The organism is Henriciella mobilis (genome assembly GCF_003576315.1).
GTDB classification, from domain to species: Bacteria; Pseudomonadota; Alphaproteobacteria; order Caulobacterales; family Hyphomonadaceae; genus Henriciella; species Henriciella mobilis.
Genome location: NZ_QWFZ01000006.1, coordinates 181,851 through 197,641 on the forward strand (window position 1 = coordinate 181,851; position 15,791 = coordinate 197,641).

Here is a 15,791-nt window from a genome sequence, read left to right on the forward strand (position 1 = left end):
GCAGCGGCTGTGGCATTGTAACAGACAGCGGCTTTTTGATTCGGAGACGGGCAGATGAGTGCCAAGGACGGCTACAAATTCGAGGATCTGAGCGTCGGGATGGCGCATGAGACGACCCATACGATCACAGAGGAGGACGTCGTCCTCTTCGCGAAGGTCTCGGGCGACCACAATCCGATCCACATGGACGAAGAGTTCGCAAAGAAGACGCCCTTCGGCCAGCGTATTGCGCATGGCGCGCTGACCGCGTCCTACATTTCGGGCATTCTTGGCAATGACCTGCCGGGCCCGGGCTCGATCTTCACCCATCTGGAAATGCGCTTTCGCCGGCCGGTCTTCATCGGCAGCACGGTCATCGCGCGCGCCGAGATCACCGAAATGATCGAGCGGGGCAATCGCGTGACGCTGAAGATCACCTGCTCGGTGGATGACAAGGTCGTCGTCGGCGGCGAGGCCAAGGTCATGGTGCCGAGCCGGGAAGATTAGGAGCGCTGATGGCGGTTCACGCCGGTTATTCGGACATGCCTGAGAGCGCGCGCGGCTATTCGGTCGCGCTCGGCAATTTCGATGGGGTGCATCCGGGCCACCGCGCCGTCATCGATGCCGCCCGGATCGATGCGCATCCGCTGGGTGTGGCGACCTTCGAACCGCCGCCCCGCGCCTATTTCCGCCCGAACGACCCGCCTTTCCGGATTTATCGCCCGGCCCGGCGCAATGCGCGCCTGATCGAGCTCGGCGCCGATGCGGTGTTCGAGCTGCCCTTCAATAGCGACATGGCGGGCATGACGGATGAGGAATTCTGCCGCCGTGTCCTGCATGAGGGGCTAGGCGTGGCGCATGTCGCGGTCGGCTTCGATTTCCGTTTCGGCCGCGGGCGCATGGGCGATGCAGCGCGCCTGTCATCGCTCGGCCGGTCGCTGGGCTTCGACGTCACCATTGTCGAGAAGGTCGAAGGCCCGGATGCCGCGAAGGCGTCGTCGACCGGCATCCGAGAAGCGCTGATTGCCGGCGATCCGCAAAAGGCCGCGGCCATGCTGGGCCATGCCTGGATCGCGGACGGCACGGTCGAGCGCGGCGAACAGCGCGGACGCACCATCGGCTTTCCGACAGCCAATCTGCATCTCGGTGAGCTGATCCATCCGCGCCATGGCGTCTATGCGGTGCGCGCGCGGATCGACCGGACGGGCGACTGGCTGCCCGGGGTCGCCAATTTCGGCCGCACGCCGACCACCGGCATTCGCGATCCGCTGCTGGAGACGTTCATCTTCGATTTCGAGCGCGATATTTACGGCCACTTCATGGAAGTCGAGCTGCACCATTTCCTGCGCCCGGAGCTGCATTTCCCTTCGCTTGAAGAGATGGTCGAACAGATGAAGAAGGATAGCGCGGACGCAAAGCGCCTGCTCGCGGGTTGAGCCTCGCGCCTGCGACAGCTTGCGCCGGAAGGATGACAGGCGCAAAGCCCTCTGCTAGAGCCTCACGCCATGATGAATCAGGCAAGCATCTGCATCATTCGAATTAGCCGCCCGGCTTGGCGGTGAGCGGTCTCGGGTCACGAGCCGTCACGCGGAGCCGGGATAAACCCCATTGCACCTTTAGATGACATTGCTGGTTCGAGACTGATCACACCATGAACGACGACACCAAGACGGCCACGGGCAACGACTATCGCGATACGCTGTTCCTGCCGAAAACCGAATTTCCCATGCGCGGCGGCCTGCCCAAGGCGGAGCCGAAATGGATCGCCCGCTGGGACGAGATGCGCCTGTATGATCGCATGCGCGAGGATGCCAAGAAGCGCGGCGCCAAGCCCTTCATCCTGCATGATGGCCCGCCCTATGCGAACGGCCCGATCCACCTTGGCACCGCGATGAACAAAATCCTCAAGGACCTTGTCGTGCGCGGCCACCAGATGCTGGGCTATGACGCCTCCTATATCCCCGGCTGGGACTGCCACGGCCTGCCCATCGAGTGGAAAGTTGAAGAGGAATTCCGCGCCAAGGGCCGCACCAAGGACGATGTGCCCGGCGACGAGTTCCGCCGCGCCTGCCGCGCCTATGCCGAGAAGTGGATCGAGGTCCAGAAACAGGGCTTCCGCCGCTGCGGCGTCGAGGGCGACTGGGACCATCCCTACCTGACGATGAATTACGAGTCCGAGGCCGCGACCGTGCGCGAATTCCTTCGCGTGGCGATGTCCGGCCGGCTCGTGCGCGGCTCCAAGCCGATCATGTGGTCGCCGGTGGAGCGCACGGCCCTCGCCGAAGCCGAAGTCGAATATCACGACCGCAAGGTGCCGGTGATCTGGGTGAAGTTTCCTGTTCAGGGTGAGGATTTCTCGGTCGTCATCTGGACGACCACCCCATGGACGATCCCGGCCAACCAAGCCGTCAGCTTCAACCCGTCGATCAGCTACGGCCTCTATGAGGTCGAGAGCGTGATGAATGAGGAAGAGCTTGGCTTCGCGCCCTTCGCGAAACCAGGCGACAAGTATGTGCTGGCTGATGCGCTGGCGCAGAGCGTCATGGACAGTGCGAAGGTGTCCGGCTTCAAGCGGCTTCAAGATGTGAATCCGGAAGGCTGGACGCTAACCCATCCGCTCCACACGCTCTCGGACTTTTACAAACACCCAATCCCCATGCTCGCCGGCGACCATGTCACCGACGATGCGGGTACCGGTTTCGTCCACACCGCGCCCGCCCATGGCGAGGACGACTTCCTCGTCTGGATCGCCAGCGGCCATAAAGCCTCTGATATCCGCGACATCGTCAATGAGGACGGCGTCTATGAGCATCCGGACCTGCCGGACGCCCTGCAGGGCCTCGACATCATCCGCACCTCGGGCAAGAAGCGCGGTGAGCAGGGCAAGGCGAACCCGGAAGTGATGCGCCTGCTGACCGAGGCCGGAAACCTCCTCTCGCGCGGTGTGACGACGATCCGCGACGCGCACTCCTGGCGCTCGAAAGCCCCGGTCATCCGCCGGGCGACGCCGCAATGGTTCATCAGCATGGACAAGCCGGGCGCCAATGGCGCCGCGCCGCTGCGCGAGCTTGCCCTGAAGGCGCTTGAGGACACGGGCTTCACGCCGCCATCCGGGCGCAACCGGATCACCTCCATGGTTGCCGACCGGCCCGACTGGCTGATCTCGCGCCAGCGCAACTGGGGCGTGCCGATCACGCTGCTCGTCAGCCCGGACGGCCAGCCGCACACCTATGCGCTCCCCGAGGACAAGGCCAATGAGGTCAACAAACGCATCCTCGACGCCATCGCCGCCGAAGGCGTTGAGGCGTGGTTCTCTGCCGATGCCGCGACATTCCTTGATGGCATCGCCGACCCGGCCGGCTGGGAGAAGGTGACCGATGTACTCGACGTCTGGTTCGACTCCGGTACGACGCATGCCTTCACCCTGCGCGACCGCGGCATCATCGATGAGAATTCCGGCCAGGCCGATGTCTATCTTGAAGGCTCCGACCAGCATCGCGGCTGGTTCCAGTCCTCGCTGCTCGAATGCTGCGCGACGCGCGGCATGGCGCCCTACAAGCAGGTCGTTACCCACGGCTTCATCGTCGATTCCGAGGGCAAGAAGATGTCGAAGTCGCTCGGCAATACGGTCGAGCCCGAACAGGTCGCCAACCAGTTCGGCATCGAGATCCTGCGCCTGTGGACCGCCAGCTCGGACTTCACCGAAGACCTGCGTATCTCCGACGATATCCTGAAGACCAATGCGGAGTCCTATCGCCGCCTGCGCAACACGCTGCGCTATCTGCTTGGCGCGCTGGATGGCTATAGCGAGGCCGAAGCGGTTGATCCGGCGGACATGCCGGGCCTTGAGCGCTGGGTGCTGCACCGGCTGGCAGAAAGCGACGCGCTGGTGCGCAAGTCGTATGAAACGTTCGACTACAAGCGCATCATGTCCGCCATGCTCAACTTCTGCGGCGTGGACCTGTCGGCGATCTATTTCGACATCCGCAAGGACAGCCTCTATTGCGACGCGCCGTCGGACAATCGCCGCAAGGCGGCCCGCACGGTGATGAGCCTCGTGCTCGAGCGGCTGGTCACATGGCTCGCGCCGATCATGCCGTTCACCACGGAGGAAGCCTTCCTGATGAGCCAGTTTGCCGGCCGGGCCGACAGCGTCCACCTGCTGACCTTTCCGGACACGCCAAAGAGCTGGCTTGATGCGGCCCACGCCGCGCGTTGGGAGAAGATCTTCAAGGTTCGCCGTGTCGTCACCGGCGCGCTGGAAGTCGAGCGCCGCGAGAAGCGGATCGGCGCCTCGCTGGAGGCCTCCCCGGAGGTCTATATCGAGGACAAGACGCTGATCGACGCCTTCGAGGGCGAGAGCCCGGCTGACCTCTTCATCACGTCAGGCGCGAAGCTGGTCCATGGCGAAGGCCCGGCGGATGCCTACCGGCTCGAGGATACGCCCGGTGTTGCTGTGGTCCCGGCCAAGGCCAGCGGCGTGAAATGTGCGCGCAGCTGGAAGTATTTCGACCCGGCCACCGCCGATCCTGAGTTCCCGGACATCACACCGCGGGATGCAGCCGCCGTGCGCGAACTGAGAGGGGCTGCCTGATGGCGGGGCCGGGTGACCGGAAGCTCTGGCTGGCGCTGATCGTCTTCGTGATCGTCGCCGACCAGCTGACCAAGCTGGCGATCCTCTCGACGCCTGTCTTCAATGCGATCGACTGCCTCGATGTCACGGTGCCGTGCGGGCAGATCGAACTGTCATCGGTGTTCGACCTGACCATGCTCTGGAACCGGGGCATCAGTTTCGGCACGTTCCAGTCTGACGGCCTGATGCGCTGGGTGCTCGTCCTCGCGACGAGCGGCATTGCCAGCGCCTTCATTTACTGGCTGCTGCGGGCCGAGCGCTGGCTGACGGCGCTGTCTCTGGCCCTGGTCGTCGGCGGGGCGATCGGCAATCTGATCGACCGCGTGCGCTTCGGTGCCGTGGTCGATTTCCTGGATTTCTCCGGCCCGTGGTTCGGGGCGCATGTCGCCAGCTGGCCGGTCGGATTTCCATGGGTTTTCAATATCGCGGATGCGGCAATAACTGTCGGCGCGGTCTTGCTGTTTCTCGATCAGTTTTTAATGTCGCGCCATAGCCCCGATGGTAAAGAAGGGGCCTGAGTGCCTGGTTTTAAGTGAGGACGCCAATGAGACGAGCTTTTGTGACGATGTCGGCGATGGGGGCGATCCTTGCAGCGGTCGGTTGTGTCGGTGGCGGCACGACTGGCCCTGACGAGTTCCGCGTGGTCACCAAGGCCCCGCTTTCGATTCCGCCTGAATACAGCCTGCGTCCGCCAGCAGCCGGGACGTCCGTTCCCGCCGAGGCCGATCCGAGCCGCGCACCCGTTGCCGCAGCCTTCGGGACGAGCATCGGCCAGAATGCCAGCGCCGCCGAGCGCGCCCTTGTTTCGGCGGCCGGTGCCAATGCCGTCAGCCCGACCATCCGCGCGATGGTCGACTATGAGGAGGCCGGTACCGTTCGCAAGTCGCGTGAGGATGCCGACCAGATCCTTTCCTATAGCGGCGACGGCCCCGTGGCAGACAGTGCCACAGGCGATGGCGAGGTCTCGATCAGCAGCGGCAATCCGGACCGGGTGAAACTGCCAGGGACCTGAGGCCGAGGCACCACGCACTGACATTGACCAGACTGAAAACCGGAGAATGATGATGAGAGCATATCTTGCGGGGGGTCTGGCGGCGGTCGCCTTCACGGCCAGCCCCGCCTTTGCGGACACGGCTGAAGCCGAATGGGCGCCTGCCACGTTTGAACTCGACAACGGGATGGAAGTCGTGGTCCTGCCGGATCATCGCGCGCCGGTTGTCACGCACATGGTCTGGTACAAGGTCGGCGCCGTCGATGAAGATCCGGGCAAGTCCGGCATCGCGCACCTTTTCGAACACATCATGTTCAAGGAAACCGACGATCTCGGCCCTGGCGAGTTCGACAATATCGTCTCGCGCCTTGGCGGTCAGAACAACGCCTTCACCTCCTGGGACTACACCGCCTATTACGAGCGGGTCGCCAAGCAGCATCTCGAGAAGATGATGGAGCTTGAGGCCGAACGGATGACCGACCTGATCATCAATGATGATCCGGAAGGCCCGTTCATCTCCGAGCGCGACGTGGTCAAGGAAGAGCGCCGCCAGCGCATCGACAACAATCCCGGCGTGATCCTGCAGGAGCAGGTGATGAGCGCGCTCTATCAGGACCACCCCTACAACATCACCGTGATCGGCAAGATGGAGGAGGTCAGCGCGCTGACCCCTGAAGACGGCCTCAACTTCTATCGCAAATGGTACACCCCGTCCGAAGCCGTGCTGGTCGTCGCTGGCGATGTGACGCCGGAAGACGTGCGCATCATGGCCGAGAACACCTATGGCCAGATCGAGGTCACCGAAACGGAGCCGCCAACGCGCGGCTGGCGGCCGGTCGAGCCGCTCGCCGAAACGCAGCTTCTGACCCATAGCGACCCGAAGGTCCGCCAGCCGAACTGGCAGCGCTGGTATCTCTCCACCTCCTATCAGGAGGACAAGGAGATGGCCTACGCGCTGGACGTCGCACTCGACGTGCTGGGCGGCGGGCGCACCAGCCGACTCTACCAGGCGCTGGTCGAGGACCAGAAGATCGCTGTCAGCGCCTCCGCCGGGGCCTGGCTGTCGCTGCATGACACCGCCCCGGCCATCCTGTCGGCGTCGCCGTCCGATGGCGTCAGCCTGGACGATCTGGAAACCGCCTATATGGCGGTCGTCGCCGATGTGCTGGAAAATGGCTTCACCGAGGAAGAGGTCGAGCGTTCGCGCAACTCGCTCGCGGCCAGCTCCATCTACCAGCGTGACAGCCAGCAGAGCATGGCCAACACCTATGGCAGCACGCTCGCGATTGGCGGCACGGTCGAGGATGTCCTGTCCTATCCGGACGACATTCGCGCGGTGACAGCCGAAGACGCGATTGCCGCGCTGCGCACCGTGCTCGGCGAGGACAGGAACTATATCGAGGCCCACTTGCTGCCGGCCGAAGAGGAGGGTGATCAATGAGAATCACTGTGAAACCGCTTTTCGGCGCAGCCGCTGCGGCGGCCCTGCTGCTGGCCGCCTGCGAGACCGTCCCGGCCACCGATGCGGCCCTGGATGACACAGGCGCCGCCGAGGCCGCACCTGCTGAGCCGGCCGAAATGGTTGTTGAGGTTCACGAAGGCGACTTCGCCACGATCCAGCAATTCGTCACGCCAGGCGGTGTGTCGGTATGGCTGGTCGAGGAGCCGTCCATCCCGATCCTGTCGCTGCGCATGGCCTGGGAACAGGGCGAGGCGAGCGATCCGGAAGGCCTGGAAGGGCTGACGTCGGCGCTCGTCTACCAGATGAACGAAGGCGCCGGCGATCTCGATTCGCTCGCCTTCGCGACCCGCATGGAAGAGCTGAACATGAGCTTCGGCTGCGGCTCCGACAGCGAGACCGTTTATTGCTCGGCCAGCATGCTCACCGACAATGCTGATGAGGCGATGGACCTCGTCGCGCTGGCCATGAATGAGCCGCGCATGGATGAAGGCCCGTTCGAACGCTTCCGCCGTGAGCAGCTGATCTCGCTCAAGACGCGTGAGACAAGCCAGCAATACCTGGCCCGCCGTGCGCTGGAACAGGCGCTTATGCCGGACCATCCCTTCGCCCGCGAGACCTCCGAAGAGAGCATCAATGCCCTCACCCCTGAGCTGGCGCTCGCCCGCAAGGATGAGGTCATGGTCAAGGACGGCATGTTCGTCACGGCGGTCGGCGCGATGTCTCCGCAGGAGCTCGCCCCGCTGATCGACGAGGCCGTCGCCGGCCTGCCGGCCACTTCCGATGAAACGCCGATCGAGGATGTCGACCTGCGCGACCCGCTGGAGGCGCCGCTGGTCGTTGACCTGCCGCAGCCGCAAAGCCTCGTCATCTTCGTCGGCAAGGGCCCTGCGCGTGACGATCCGGACTTCTTCCCCGCTTATGTGCTGAACTACACCTTTGGCGGCGGCGGTTTCGAAAGCCGTCTGATGAAGGATCTGCGCGTCGAAAAGGGCCTGACCTACGGCGTCTATACCGGGCTCGACACGGGCGACCATCTCAATTTCTGGCAGGGCGGCGGCTCGACCAAGAATGAGAGCGCCGGCGCCTTCATCGAGGGCCTGAGGACCGAGATGACCGACATTGCCGAGAACGGCGTCACCGAGCAGGAGCTTGAAGACGCGAAGGCCTATCTCACCGGCTCCTATCCGCTTTCCTTCGACAGCAACTCCAAGATCGCCGGCAATCTGATGAGCGTGCGCCTGGAAGACCTCGGCATCGACTATCTCGACCGCCGCAATGCGCTGGTCGAGGCCGTCACGCTTGAGGATGTGAACCGGATTGCGGCGGAATACCTGCAGCCGGACAATTTCACCTACATTGTGGTCGGCCAGCCCGAAGGCATCGAGGAAACGGCGAGCCTGCCGGACCCGGAGGACGAGGAAATCTCGCTCGACGATGCGGGTGACCAGGAAGAGCACAATTCCGAAGAGACCGAAGCCTTCCCGGACCCCGATCACGGCTGACCGGCTCACGGCGGAAACTTCAAAAGGGCAGCCCCATATGGCTGCCCTTTTTTGTTCCGGCTTACCTGATCTTGAACACCAGCGTATTGGCCTGGCGGCTCACATCATTGCCCTCGCAGCGCACTCTCACATTGTCGAAGTAATAGATGTCGCCAGGCTTGGCCCGCTGGACCAGTTGGCTGGCTTGCGAGGTATAGCGCGCGCCGGGGTTCTGCACTTCGACCGGGTCCTGGCGCCTTGGCACGTAGACCAGGTTGAAGCCCACGACGTCACAGCTCGCCTCGGCGTCATTGGCGGGCGTCGCGATCAGCCCGCCCTGCGCCTTGAACTCGCCATTTCCCATGGATCCGCCGAGTGAGCGGGAGAGGGTAGCGATGACATCGCCGGTGTAGGGGCCTTCATCGGCTTCCGGCGGGGCTGACTCAGCGTCGGCGGGTTCATCTGCCTCTGCGGGCGGCCTCAGGTCGACAGGGCCGTCGGTCCCGGCCTCCCCGGAGTCCGGCCCGGATGCGGTCATCCCCGCCATGGACAGGACACGGTCTCCGAACATGTGGCCTCCAAGGAATGCCGCGAGCAGCAGTACGACAACGATAAGGAATGTTTTCATGACAACCTCCTCCCAATGGTGCGTCCTCCAGCGTGGACCCTATAGCTATACACAGCAAGGGCAGGCGCCGGATGGTCCAGGCAGTGCCAATGCCCGGCCAAGCCTGATAGACTGGTCGCCTATGCCTGATTCTGCCCGTCTTCCTTCCCGGCCTGTGATCCGCCAGCTGCCGCCTGACGCCGTCAACCGCATCGCGGCTGGCGAAGTCGTCGAGCGCCCGGCGGCCGCCGTGAAGGAGCTGGTCGAGAATGCGCTCGACGCTGGGGCGACCCGGATTGCGGTCACCATCGAGGATGGCGGCCTGAAGCGTATCCTGGTTGAGGATGATGGCTGCGGCATGAGCGCCGATGACATGCTCATGGCGCTCGAACGCCATGCCACGTCAAAGCTGGCGCCCGGCGAGGATGGCCGCATCGACCTCCTCAACATTCACACGATGGGCTTTCGCGGGGAGGCGCTGCCCTCCATCGCCAGCGTCTCGCGCATGACGCTGACCTCGAAGGCGGATGGCGAGGATGCTTCTGACGTCTTCGTCGAGGCGGGCCGTATTGAAGGGCCGAAACCGGCCGCCTGGACCGGACGCAGCGATAGCGGCACGCGCATCGAAGTGCGAGACCTCTTCCACGCCACGCCCGCGCGGCTGAAATTCATGAAGTCCGAGCGCGCCGAGAGCATGGCCGTGACCGACGCCGTCAAGCGCCTCGCCATGGCGAATGCGAGCGTCAGCATCTCGCTTGAGAGCAATGGCCGCACCGTCTTCCGCTATGCCGCTCATGCGCCGACAGCAGAGGGTCATCTCGAACGTCTCGGGGCGATCATGGGCCGGGAGTTCCGTGAGAATGCGCTGGCCATCGAGGCCGAGCGCGATGGCGTGACCCTGTCGGGGTTTGCCGGCCTGCCGACGCTCAACCGCGGCAATGCGCAGTACCAGTTTCTGTTCGTGAACGGACGGCCTGTAAAAGATCGTATGCTGACGGGTGTGATCCGCGCCGCCTACCAGGATTTCCTCGCGCGTGACCGCCACCCGATGGCCGCGCTGTTTGTCGATTGCGACCCGGAGCTTGTCGATGTGAACGTCCATCCGGCCAAGACCGAGGTGCGCTTTCGCGATGCCGGCAATGTGCGCGGGCTCATCATCGGGGCGCTACGCCATTCGCTGGCCGCGGCCGGACACCGCGCCAGTACGACGGTTGCAGGCTACGCGCTCGGCAAGATGCAGGGCGAGGAGGCCCGCCCAAAGGATCAGCCGCTGCCCCAGCCATCGGTCTGGGACCGGTCCAGCCTGTTCCGGGAGAGCTATGGTGCCGCGCCGCCGCGCCCGCAGCCCTCAGCCGACTGGCAGCCTGCTCCGCCGGCGCCCGGTTTTGCCGAACAGGGTGAGCGCTACGATGCGCCCTCGGCGCGGATCGAGGCTGAGCCGGAGGCACCGCAGGGCGATTTCCCGCTCGGCGTGGCGCGCGCTCAGCTGCACGCGACCTATATCGTCACCCAGACGAAGGACGGCATCGTCATTGTCGACCAGCACGCCGCGCATGAGCGGCTCGTCTATGAGCAGATGAAGGCGCAGATGGCCGCCGATGGCGTGAAGCGCCAGGCACTGCTGATCCCGGAAGTGGTCGAGCTGGCCGAGGATGAAGCAACCCGTGTACTGGAGCGCGCCGACGAGCTCGCCGAAATGGGGCTCGAGATCGAGGCGTTCGGGGCAGGGGCCGTCTGCGTGCGGGCGACCCCGGCCCTGTTCGGCAACATGGATGCGGCCGGCCTCATCAAGGACCTGGCCGACGATTTTGCGGAATATGAGGAAGGCCTCGCCCTGAAGGAGCGGTTCGAGGATGTCATGGGCAACATGGCCTGCCGCGGCGGCGCTGTACGCGCGGGCCGGCGTCTCAATGCCGACGAGATGAATGCCCTGCTGCGCCAGATGGAAGCCACGCCCTATTCCGGCCAGTGCAATCATGGCCGCCCGACCTATGTCGAGCTGAAACTCGCCGACATCGAAAAACTCTTCGGGCGGCGTTAGGCTCCCCACCCCGACCCTCCCCAGAGGGGAGGGAGTTGTGTCGCATTCAGGTGAAACATCGCGTAGCCCGCATGGTGAGCGAAGTCGAACCATGGGCGGGCTTAGGAACGGTGATGTGAGCGCCCCCTCCCCTCTGGGGAGGGTCGGGGTGGGGCCCTTCGCCTTATTCCACCCGGGAGAAGATCAGCGGCGTGCAGGTGCCCTCGGTGATCCGTTCGACCTTCAGCGTCAGCGTCTCGCCGGTAGCTGGAACCGGGCTGACATATTCGGAGGGAACGTACATCTCCTCGCCGCCGGGTCCTTCGACCATGGCGCCATCTTCATCGGACTCGATGACCGTGACCTCGATGATGTCGGTCTCATAGCTGCACGGCCCGCCGACGATCATGCCGCCCTCGGCCTCATAGTCGACGCGCGCGTCTTCCGCCGGCGGGTTGGGGGCAACCGTGTCCTCGCCGGGCAGGTCTGGCTCGCTGCCGCCGCACGCGGCGAGGAACAGGGCAAGGGCAGGAAGGATGGCAAGGCGCATGGGGCTGTCTCCGGGCTGGGCAGCGAAGCCTACACGGTTGCAGCGCCAGCGCAATCTGCCGCCGGCTGGCTCACGTCTTGCGGAATTCGGCGCCCTCGGCCAGCACGCCCTTGCCGGGTACATGGTTCACCTCGCCGCGGATGCCGTCCGGATCCTCGAACAGGACCGAATAATAGCCGGGCGCCCAGGGGCCATCCTCCGGGGCGTGGACAATCGTCCCGCCAAGCGACTTCACCAGCGCATGAACCTCATCGACCGTCTCGCGGTTCTTTGCGCGGAAGCAGTAATGGTGCAGCCCGCAGCGCCACTGGTCGGCCCGCGCGCCGGCCTTGTCCGGCGGAGGACGGCGGATGCCGAGCGCGGTGCGCGCACCGACGCAGTACAGGATGTCCTCGTCGTCCTGGATGATGCTGAGCCCCATGGCCGGTAGCAGGCCGCGATAGAAGGCGGTAGACTTTTCAAAATCGCCCGCCGTGATGATGACATGTGCCATGCCGCTGATGTCCATGGTCTCCCTCCTCATGGTCCTGGGCCACGACGCGCAAATTGACGGTCGGTCAGTCAAGCCGATAAGGCTAGGAGAAAACGACGGAGCCGGGAGGAGGGCGCGTCATGAGGCTCATGCAGGCCCATAATATCGATGACCTTCGCAGTATGGCGAAGCGCAGGCTGCCGCGGATGATATTCGATTATATCGATGGCGGGGCCGATGATGAGGTGACGCTGTCGCGCTCGGTGAGCCGCTACGATGATTACGAGCTGACCTGGCGCGCCCTGCGCGATGTCACCGAGATCGACACCTCGACGCGCATCATGGGGCAGGAGACACGCCTGCCTTTCTTCATCTCTCCGACGGCGACGACCCGGCTGTTCCATCCGGCCGAGGGCGAGCTGGCCATGGCGCGGGCAGCCGACAGGGCCGGGGTGATCTATGCCTGCTCGACGCTTGCCTCGCAGACGGTCGAGGATATCGCCAAGGCGACCGCCGGCCCGAAATGGGTGCAGCTCTATGTCTGGCGCGACAAGGACGTCGTGAAGGGCTTCCTCGAGCGGGCGAAGGCGGCGGGCTTCACCGGCTGCATCCTGACGGTCGACCTGCCCGTGGCGGGCAATCGCGAGCGCGACCCGCGCAACCATTTCGCCATCCCGCCAACACCGAACCTCAAGGTCGCCTCGCAGGTGCTGGCGCGGCCGGGCTGGCTGTGGGACCTGATCCGGAGCCCGAAGATCGCGCCGGCCAATTTCACCCACCTGCAGGGACAAAACGACCAGGGCGGGCTGATCGGTTTCGTGAACGCCCAGTTCTCCCGCGCGGTGACCTGGGAGGATGTCGAATGGATGCGTGATTTCTGGGGGCCCGGCTTTGCCATCAAGGGTATCTCGCGCGCCGAGGACGCAAAGCGGGCCGTGGAACTCGGCGCCGATGCGGTCTGGGTGTCGAACCATGGCGGACGCCAGCTCGACACCTCCGTTCCGACCATCGATCTCCTGCCGGAGATCGCCGAGGCGGTGCGCGGGCGCGCTGAGATCATCGCCGATGGCGGGGTGCGCCGGGGCAGTCATGTCGCCAAGCTGCTGATGCGCGGGGCGACGGGTGTCGCGCTGGGCCGGGCCTCGCTCTTCGGTCTTGGCGCGGGCGGTGAGCAGGGCGTACGCCGGGCGCTGCAGATCATGGAGGATGAGCTGGTGCGCACCATGGCGCTTCTCGGCGCAACGAAGATCTCCGAACTCGACCCGGACCTGGTGCGGGCGCCGCACACCTAGGGCCGGACAAATCGCTTTACTTTTTATCGAATTTCAATAAGAGCTGCCTTCAACAGCATTTGGAGGGGCCGATGACGGCGACCACGAAAGACACGCGTTTCTGGAACCGGATTGCCAGCAAATATGCCCGGCAGCCGATTTCCGATGAGGAGACGTATGAGAAGAAGCTCGCCATCACGCGCAAATACCTGACGCCTGAATCGGAGGTCTTCGAGTTCGGCTGCGGCACCGGCTCGACCGCCATCCTGCACGCGCCTCATGCGGCGCACATCCTGGCCACCGACGTGGCCGAAAAAATGCTGGCCGTCGGGCGTGAACGGGCGGCGGAAGCGGGCGTCACCAATGTCAGTTTCGAGTGCACCGACGTCGAGAATTTCGAGCCACAAGGGCGCCAGTTCGACGTGGTGCTCGGCCTCAATATCATCCATCTCTGCCGCGACCCGCTGGCCGTGATGCAGAAGGTCCACGCGCTGCTGAAACCGGACGGGCACTTCATCCAGAGCACGGTTTGCCTGAAGGATGCGATGCCGATCGCGCCTTTCATCATTCCGGTCATGCAGCTTGCCGGCCGGGCGCCGCATGTGAAATTCCTGAAGCGCGATGACCTGGACGGGATGATCGGGGCGGCGGGCTTCGAGGTGGTCGAACGGTTCAGGCCGGAGAAGAAGCTTTCGGCTGAATTCATCGTGGCGAAGAAAGCCTGAAGCCTAGCGCCCGCGCTTCAGCTTCTGCAGCTCCACCTCCAGCGCCGAGAGGAAATTCGACCGGTCGGCCGGCTTGAAGGCGGCCGGACCGCTGGTCTGTTCGCCCATGCCGCGAAGGTCTTCCATGATGGCGCGCGTGGCGACCTGCTGCCCGATCGAGTTCTCGGTAAAGGCCTTGCCCTTGGGCGAGAGGACGCGCGCGCCTTTCTCGATACAGCGCTGAGCGAGCAGGATGTCCGAGGTGATCACGATGGACTGCGCATCCGCCCGCTCCGCGATCCAGTCATCGGCGACATCCGGGCCTTCGGGGACGGTAATGCGGGTGAGGAGGCGGTGCGCGGGCACGCGCATGAAGCTGTTGGCCACGACATGGACCGGCACCTCATGGCGCAGCGCCACCTTGTAGACCTCATCCTTTACCGGGCAGGCATCGGCATCGACATAGATGTGCAACTCGCCCGGCACGGGACGCTCAGCCTTCCGTGGCGGGCGAGACCCGCGACAGCATGACGAGGTTTGGGGCACCGGAATTGGCGAAGACGAGGTCCGGCAGGCCGTCGCCGTCCATGTCGCCGGTCGCTATGCCATAGGTGTCGGCTTCCAGGTCATCGAGTTCGATGGGCGCAAAGCGGGCATGGCCATCATTGACATAGACACGGTTGGTCTGCTCGCGCGTGCCCTCGACAATGTCGAGGTCGCCATCGCCGTCGAAATCGTCCGCGGCGAGCGACTGGATCGCCCGGCCTTCTTCCCCGAGTGTGCGGCCCGGCGTGAAATTACCACCGCCATCGCCAAGCTTCATCTTCATCGTACCGCCGGTGGAGCCCAGGACGATGTCGGCATTGCCGTCGCGGTTGAAGTCTCCGGCGACGGCCTGGCGGTGGTCGCCCGCGCTTTCCGGCAGGGGTTCTGCGGCCCAGCCATCTGGCCCCATATTGAACAGGACATAGCTCGGCCCGCCATCGCGGCAGGCGATGGCAAGGTCTGGCCGGCCATCGCGGTTGAAATCCGCCATGTCGATGCCGGTCGATCCGTTAAGGTCTCCGGGCAGGCTGATGGGCGCGACGAAGCTGCCATCGCCGAGCCCGGCAAACAGGCGAACCCCGCCGCGCCGCTGGACGGTAACAAGATCGGGAACGCCATCGCCGGTCAGGTCCGTGAGCAACGCGTTGCGGGCCGGCCCGTCACTGCCCTCGATATTGCCAGCCAGGGTGAAGTGCGCCGTGCCATCATTCAGGAAGACCTGCGCGGGTACGGAATCGCGAACCACCACCGCGTCAGCATCGCCGTCGCCATCGAGGTCGCCCGCGCGAATGATGTAGCTCGGTCCGTTATCCTTGCCGATCTGGCGCGAGACCGGCAGCCAGCCATCCTCGACATTGAGGTAGAGGAAGTCCGGCTGGGCCCAGTGGCGGCCATTGGCGAGGAAGACGTCGAGATCGCCATCGCCATCGGCATCGGCGAGGTCGACACCCGCGCTGAGGCGTTCTTCCAGGTCGAAGAGCTGGAATTGCGAGGCCTCGAAATCGAGCGTCTGCGGGACTGCGTGCTGCGTCACCGCCAGCAGGGCAAGCGCGGCGACGCTTGAGCGGATGGGCAT

General features: G+C 64.5%; 15 protein-coding genes. 10 read left to right on the plus strand and 5 right to left on the minus strand.

Features of this window, described 5'->3' with window-relative positions; translation table 11 throughout:
- Positions 1-54 precede the first annotated feature (54 nt).
- The 7 genes from D1227_RS05915 (at position 55) to D1227_RS05945 (ending at position 8,567) form a co-directional block, all read left to right on the plus strand.
- Positions 55-486, plus strand: coding sequence for a MaoC family dehydratase (locus tag D1227_RS05915; RefSeq protein ID WP_119374658.1), 432 nt, complete (start codon positions 55-57; stop codon positions 484-486).
- An 8-nt stretch (positions 487-494) separates the two neighbouring features.
- A complete protein-coding gene (ribF, locus tag D1227_RS05920; RefSeq protein ID WP_119374659.1) occupies positions 495-1,415 on the plus strand; it encodes a riboflavin biosynthesis protein RibF in 921 nt (306 codons plus the stop codon).
- A 215-nt stretch (positions 1,416-1,630) separates the two neighbouring features.
- Positions 1,631-4,573, plus strand: a complete 2,943-nt coding sequence (ileS, locus tag D1227_RS05925) for an isoleucine--tRNA ligase (protein ID WP_119404180.1) — start codon at positions 1,631-1,633, stop codon at positions 4,571-4,573.
- The gene (lspA, locus tag D1227_RS05930) at positions 4,573-5,130 is read left to right on the plus strand and encodes a signal peptidase II (RefSeq protein WP_119404181.1); all 558 of its coding nucleotides are present in this window, start codon (positions 4,573-4,575) and stop codon (positions 5,128-5,130) included. The genes ileS and lspA overlap by 1 nt, the downstream gene beginning before the upstream one ends.
- 26 nt (positions 5,131-5,156) lie before the next feature.
- A complete protein-coding gene (locus D1227_RS05935; protein ID WP_119374662.1) occupies positions 5,157-5,624 on the plus strand; it encodes a DUF3035 domain-containing protein in 468 nt (155 codons plus the stop codon).
- Between the two features lie 52 nt (positions 5,625-5,676).
- Positions 5,677-7,044: a M16 family metallopeptidase gene (locus D1227_RS05940; protein ID WP_119404304.1), complete on the plus strand. Its 1,368-nt coding sequence runs from the start codon at positions 5,677-5,679 to the stop codon at positions 7,042-7,044.
- On the plus strand, positions 7,041-8,567 hold the full coding sequence (locus D1227_RS05945; protein ID WP_119404182.1) for a M16 family metallopeptidase: 1,527 nt from the start codon (positions 7,041-7,043) through the stop codon (positions 8,565-8,567). The genes D1227_RS05940 and D1227_RS05945 overlap by 4 nt, the downstream gene beginning before the upstream one ends.
- A gap of 61 nt (positions 8,568-8,628) precedes the next feature.
- Here D1227_RS05945 and D1227_RS05950 read toward each other — a convergent pair whose 3' ends face one another.
- Positions 8,629-9,174, minus strand: a complete 546-nt coding sequence (locus D1227_RS05950) for a GldM family protein (RefSeq protein WP_119404183.1) — start codon at positions 9,172-9,174, stop codon at positions 8,629-8,631.
- 121 nt (positions 9,175-9,295) lie between these two features.
- On the opposite strand from D1227_RS05950, the gene mutL reads away from it, so the two are divergent.
- Positions 9,296-11,194, plus strand: coding sequence for a DNA mismatch repair endonuclease MutL (gene mutL, locus D1227_RS05955; RefSeq protein ID WP_119404184.1), 1,899 nt, complete (start codon positions 9,296-9,298; stop codon positions 11,192-11,194).
- Positions 11,195-11,357: 163 nt separating this feature from the next.
- Here the strand turns inward: mutL and D1227_RS05960 are convergent, their stop codons facing one another.
- Positions 11,358-11,723: an SH3 domain-containing protein gene (locus tag D1227_RS05960; RefSeq protein ID WP_119374666.1), complete on the minus strand. Its 366-nt coding sequence runs from the start codon at positions 11,721-11,723 to the stop codon at positions 11,358-11,360.
- Between the two features lie 70 nt (positions 11,724-11,793).
- A complete protein-coding gene (locus D1227_RS05965; RefSeq protein WP_119404185.1) occupies positions 11,794-12,231 on the minus strand; it encodes a VOC family protein in 438 nt (145 codons plus the stop codon).
- A 104-nt stretch (positions 12,232-12,335) separates the two neighbouring features.
- On the opposite strand from D1227_RS05965, the gene D1227_RS05970 reads away from it, so the two are divergent.
- Both D1227_RS05970 and D1227_RS05975 read left to right on the plus strand, forming a co-directional pair.
- Entirely contained in the window at positions 12,336-13,487 is a 1,152-nt protein-coding gene (locus tag D1227_RS05970) for an alpha-hydroxy acid oxidase (RefSeq protein ID WP_119404186.1), read from the plus strand.
- A 71-nt stretch (positions 13,488-13,558) separates the two neighbouring features.
- Positions 13,559-14,191 carry a class I SAM-dependent methyltransferase gene (locus D1227_RS05975; RefSeq protein ID WP_119404187.1) on the plus strand — a complete coding sequence of 211 codons (633 nt, stop codon included), beginning with the start codon at positions 13,559-13,561 and terminating at the stop codon, positions 14,189-14,191.
- Positions 14,192-14,194: 3 nt separating this feature from the next.
- Here D1227_RS05975 and D1227_RS05980 read toward each other — a convergent pair whose 3' ends face one another.
- Complete coding sequence (locus D1227_RS05980) at positions 14,195-14,656, minus strand: YaiI/YqxD family protein (RefSeq protein ID WP_233349782.1); 462 nt, start codon at positions 14,654-14,656, stop codon at positions 14,195-14,197.
- A 7-nt stretch (positions 14,657-14,663) separates the two neighbouring features.
- Entirely contained in the window at positions 14,664-15,791 is a 1,128-nt protein-coding gene (locus tag D1227_RS05985; protein WP_119404188.1) for an FG-GAP repeat domain-containing protein, read from the minus strand.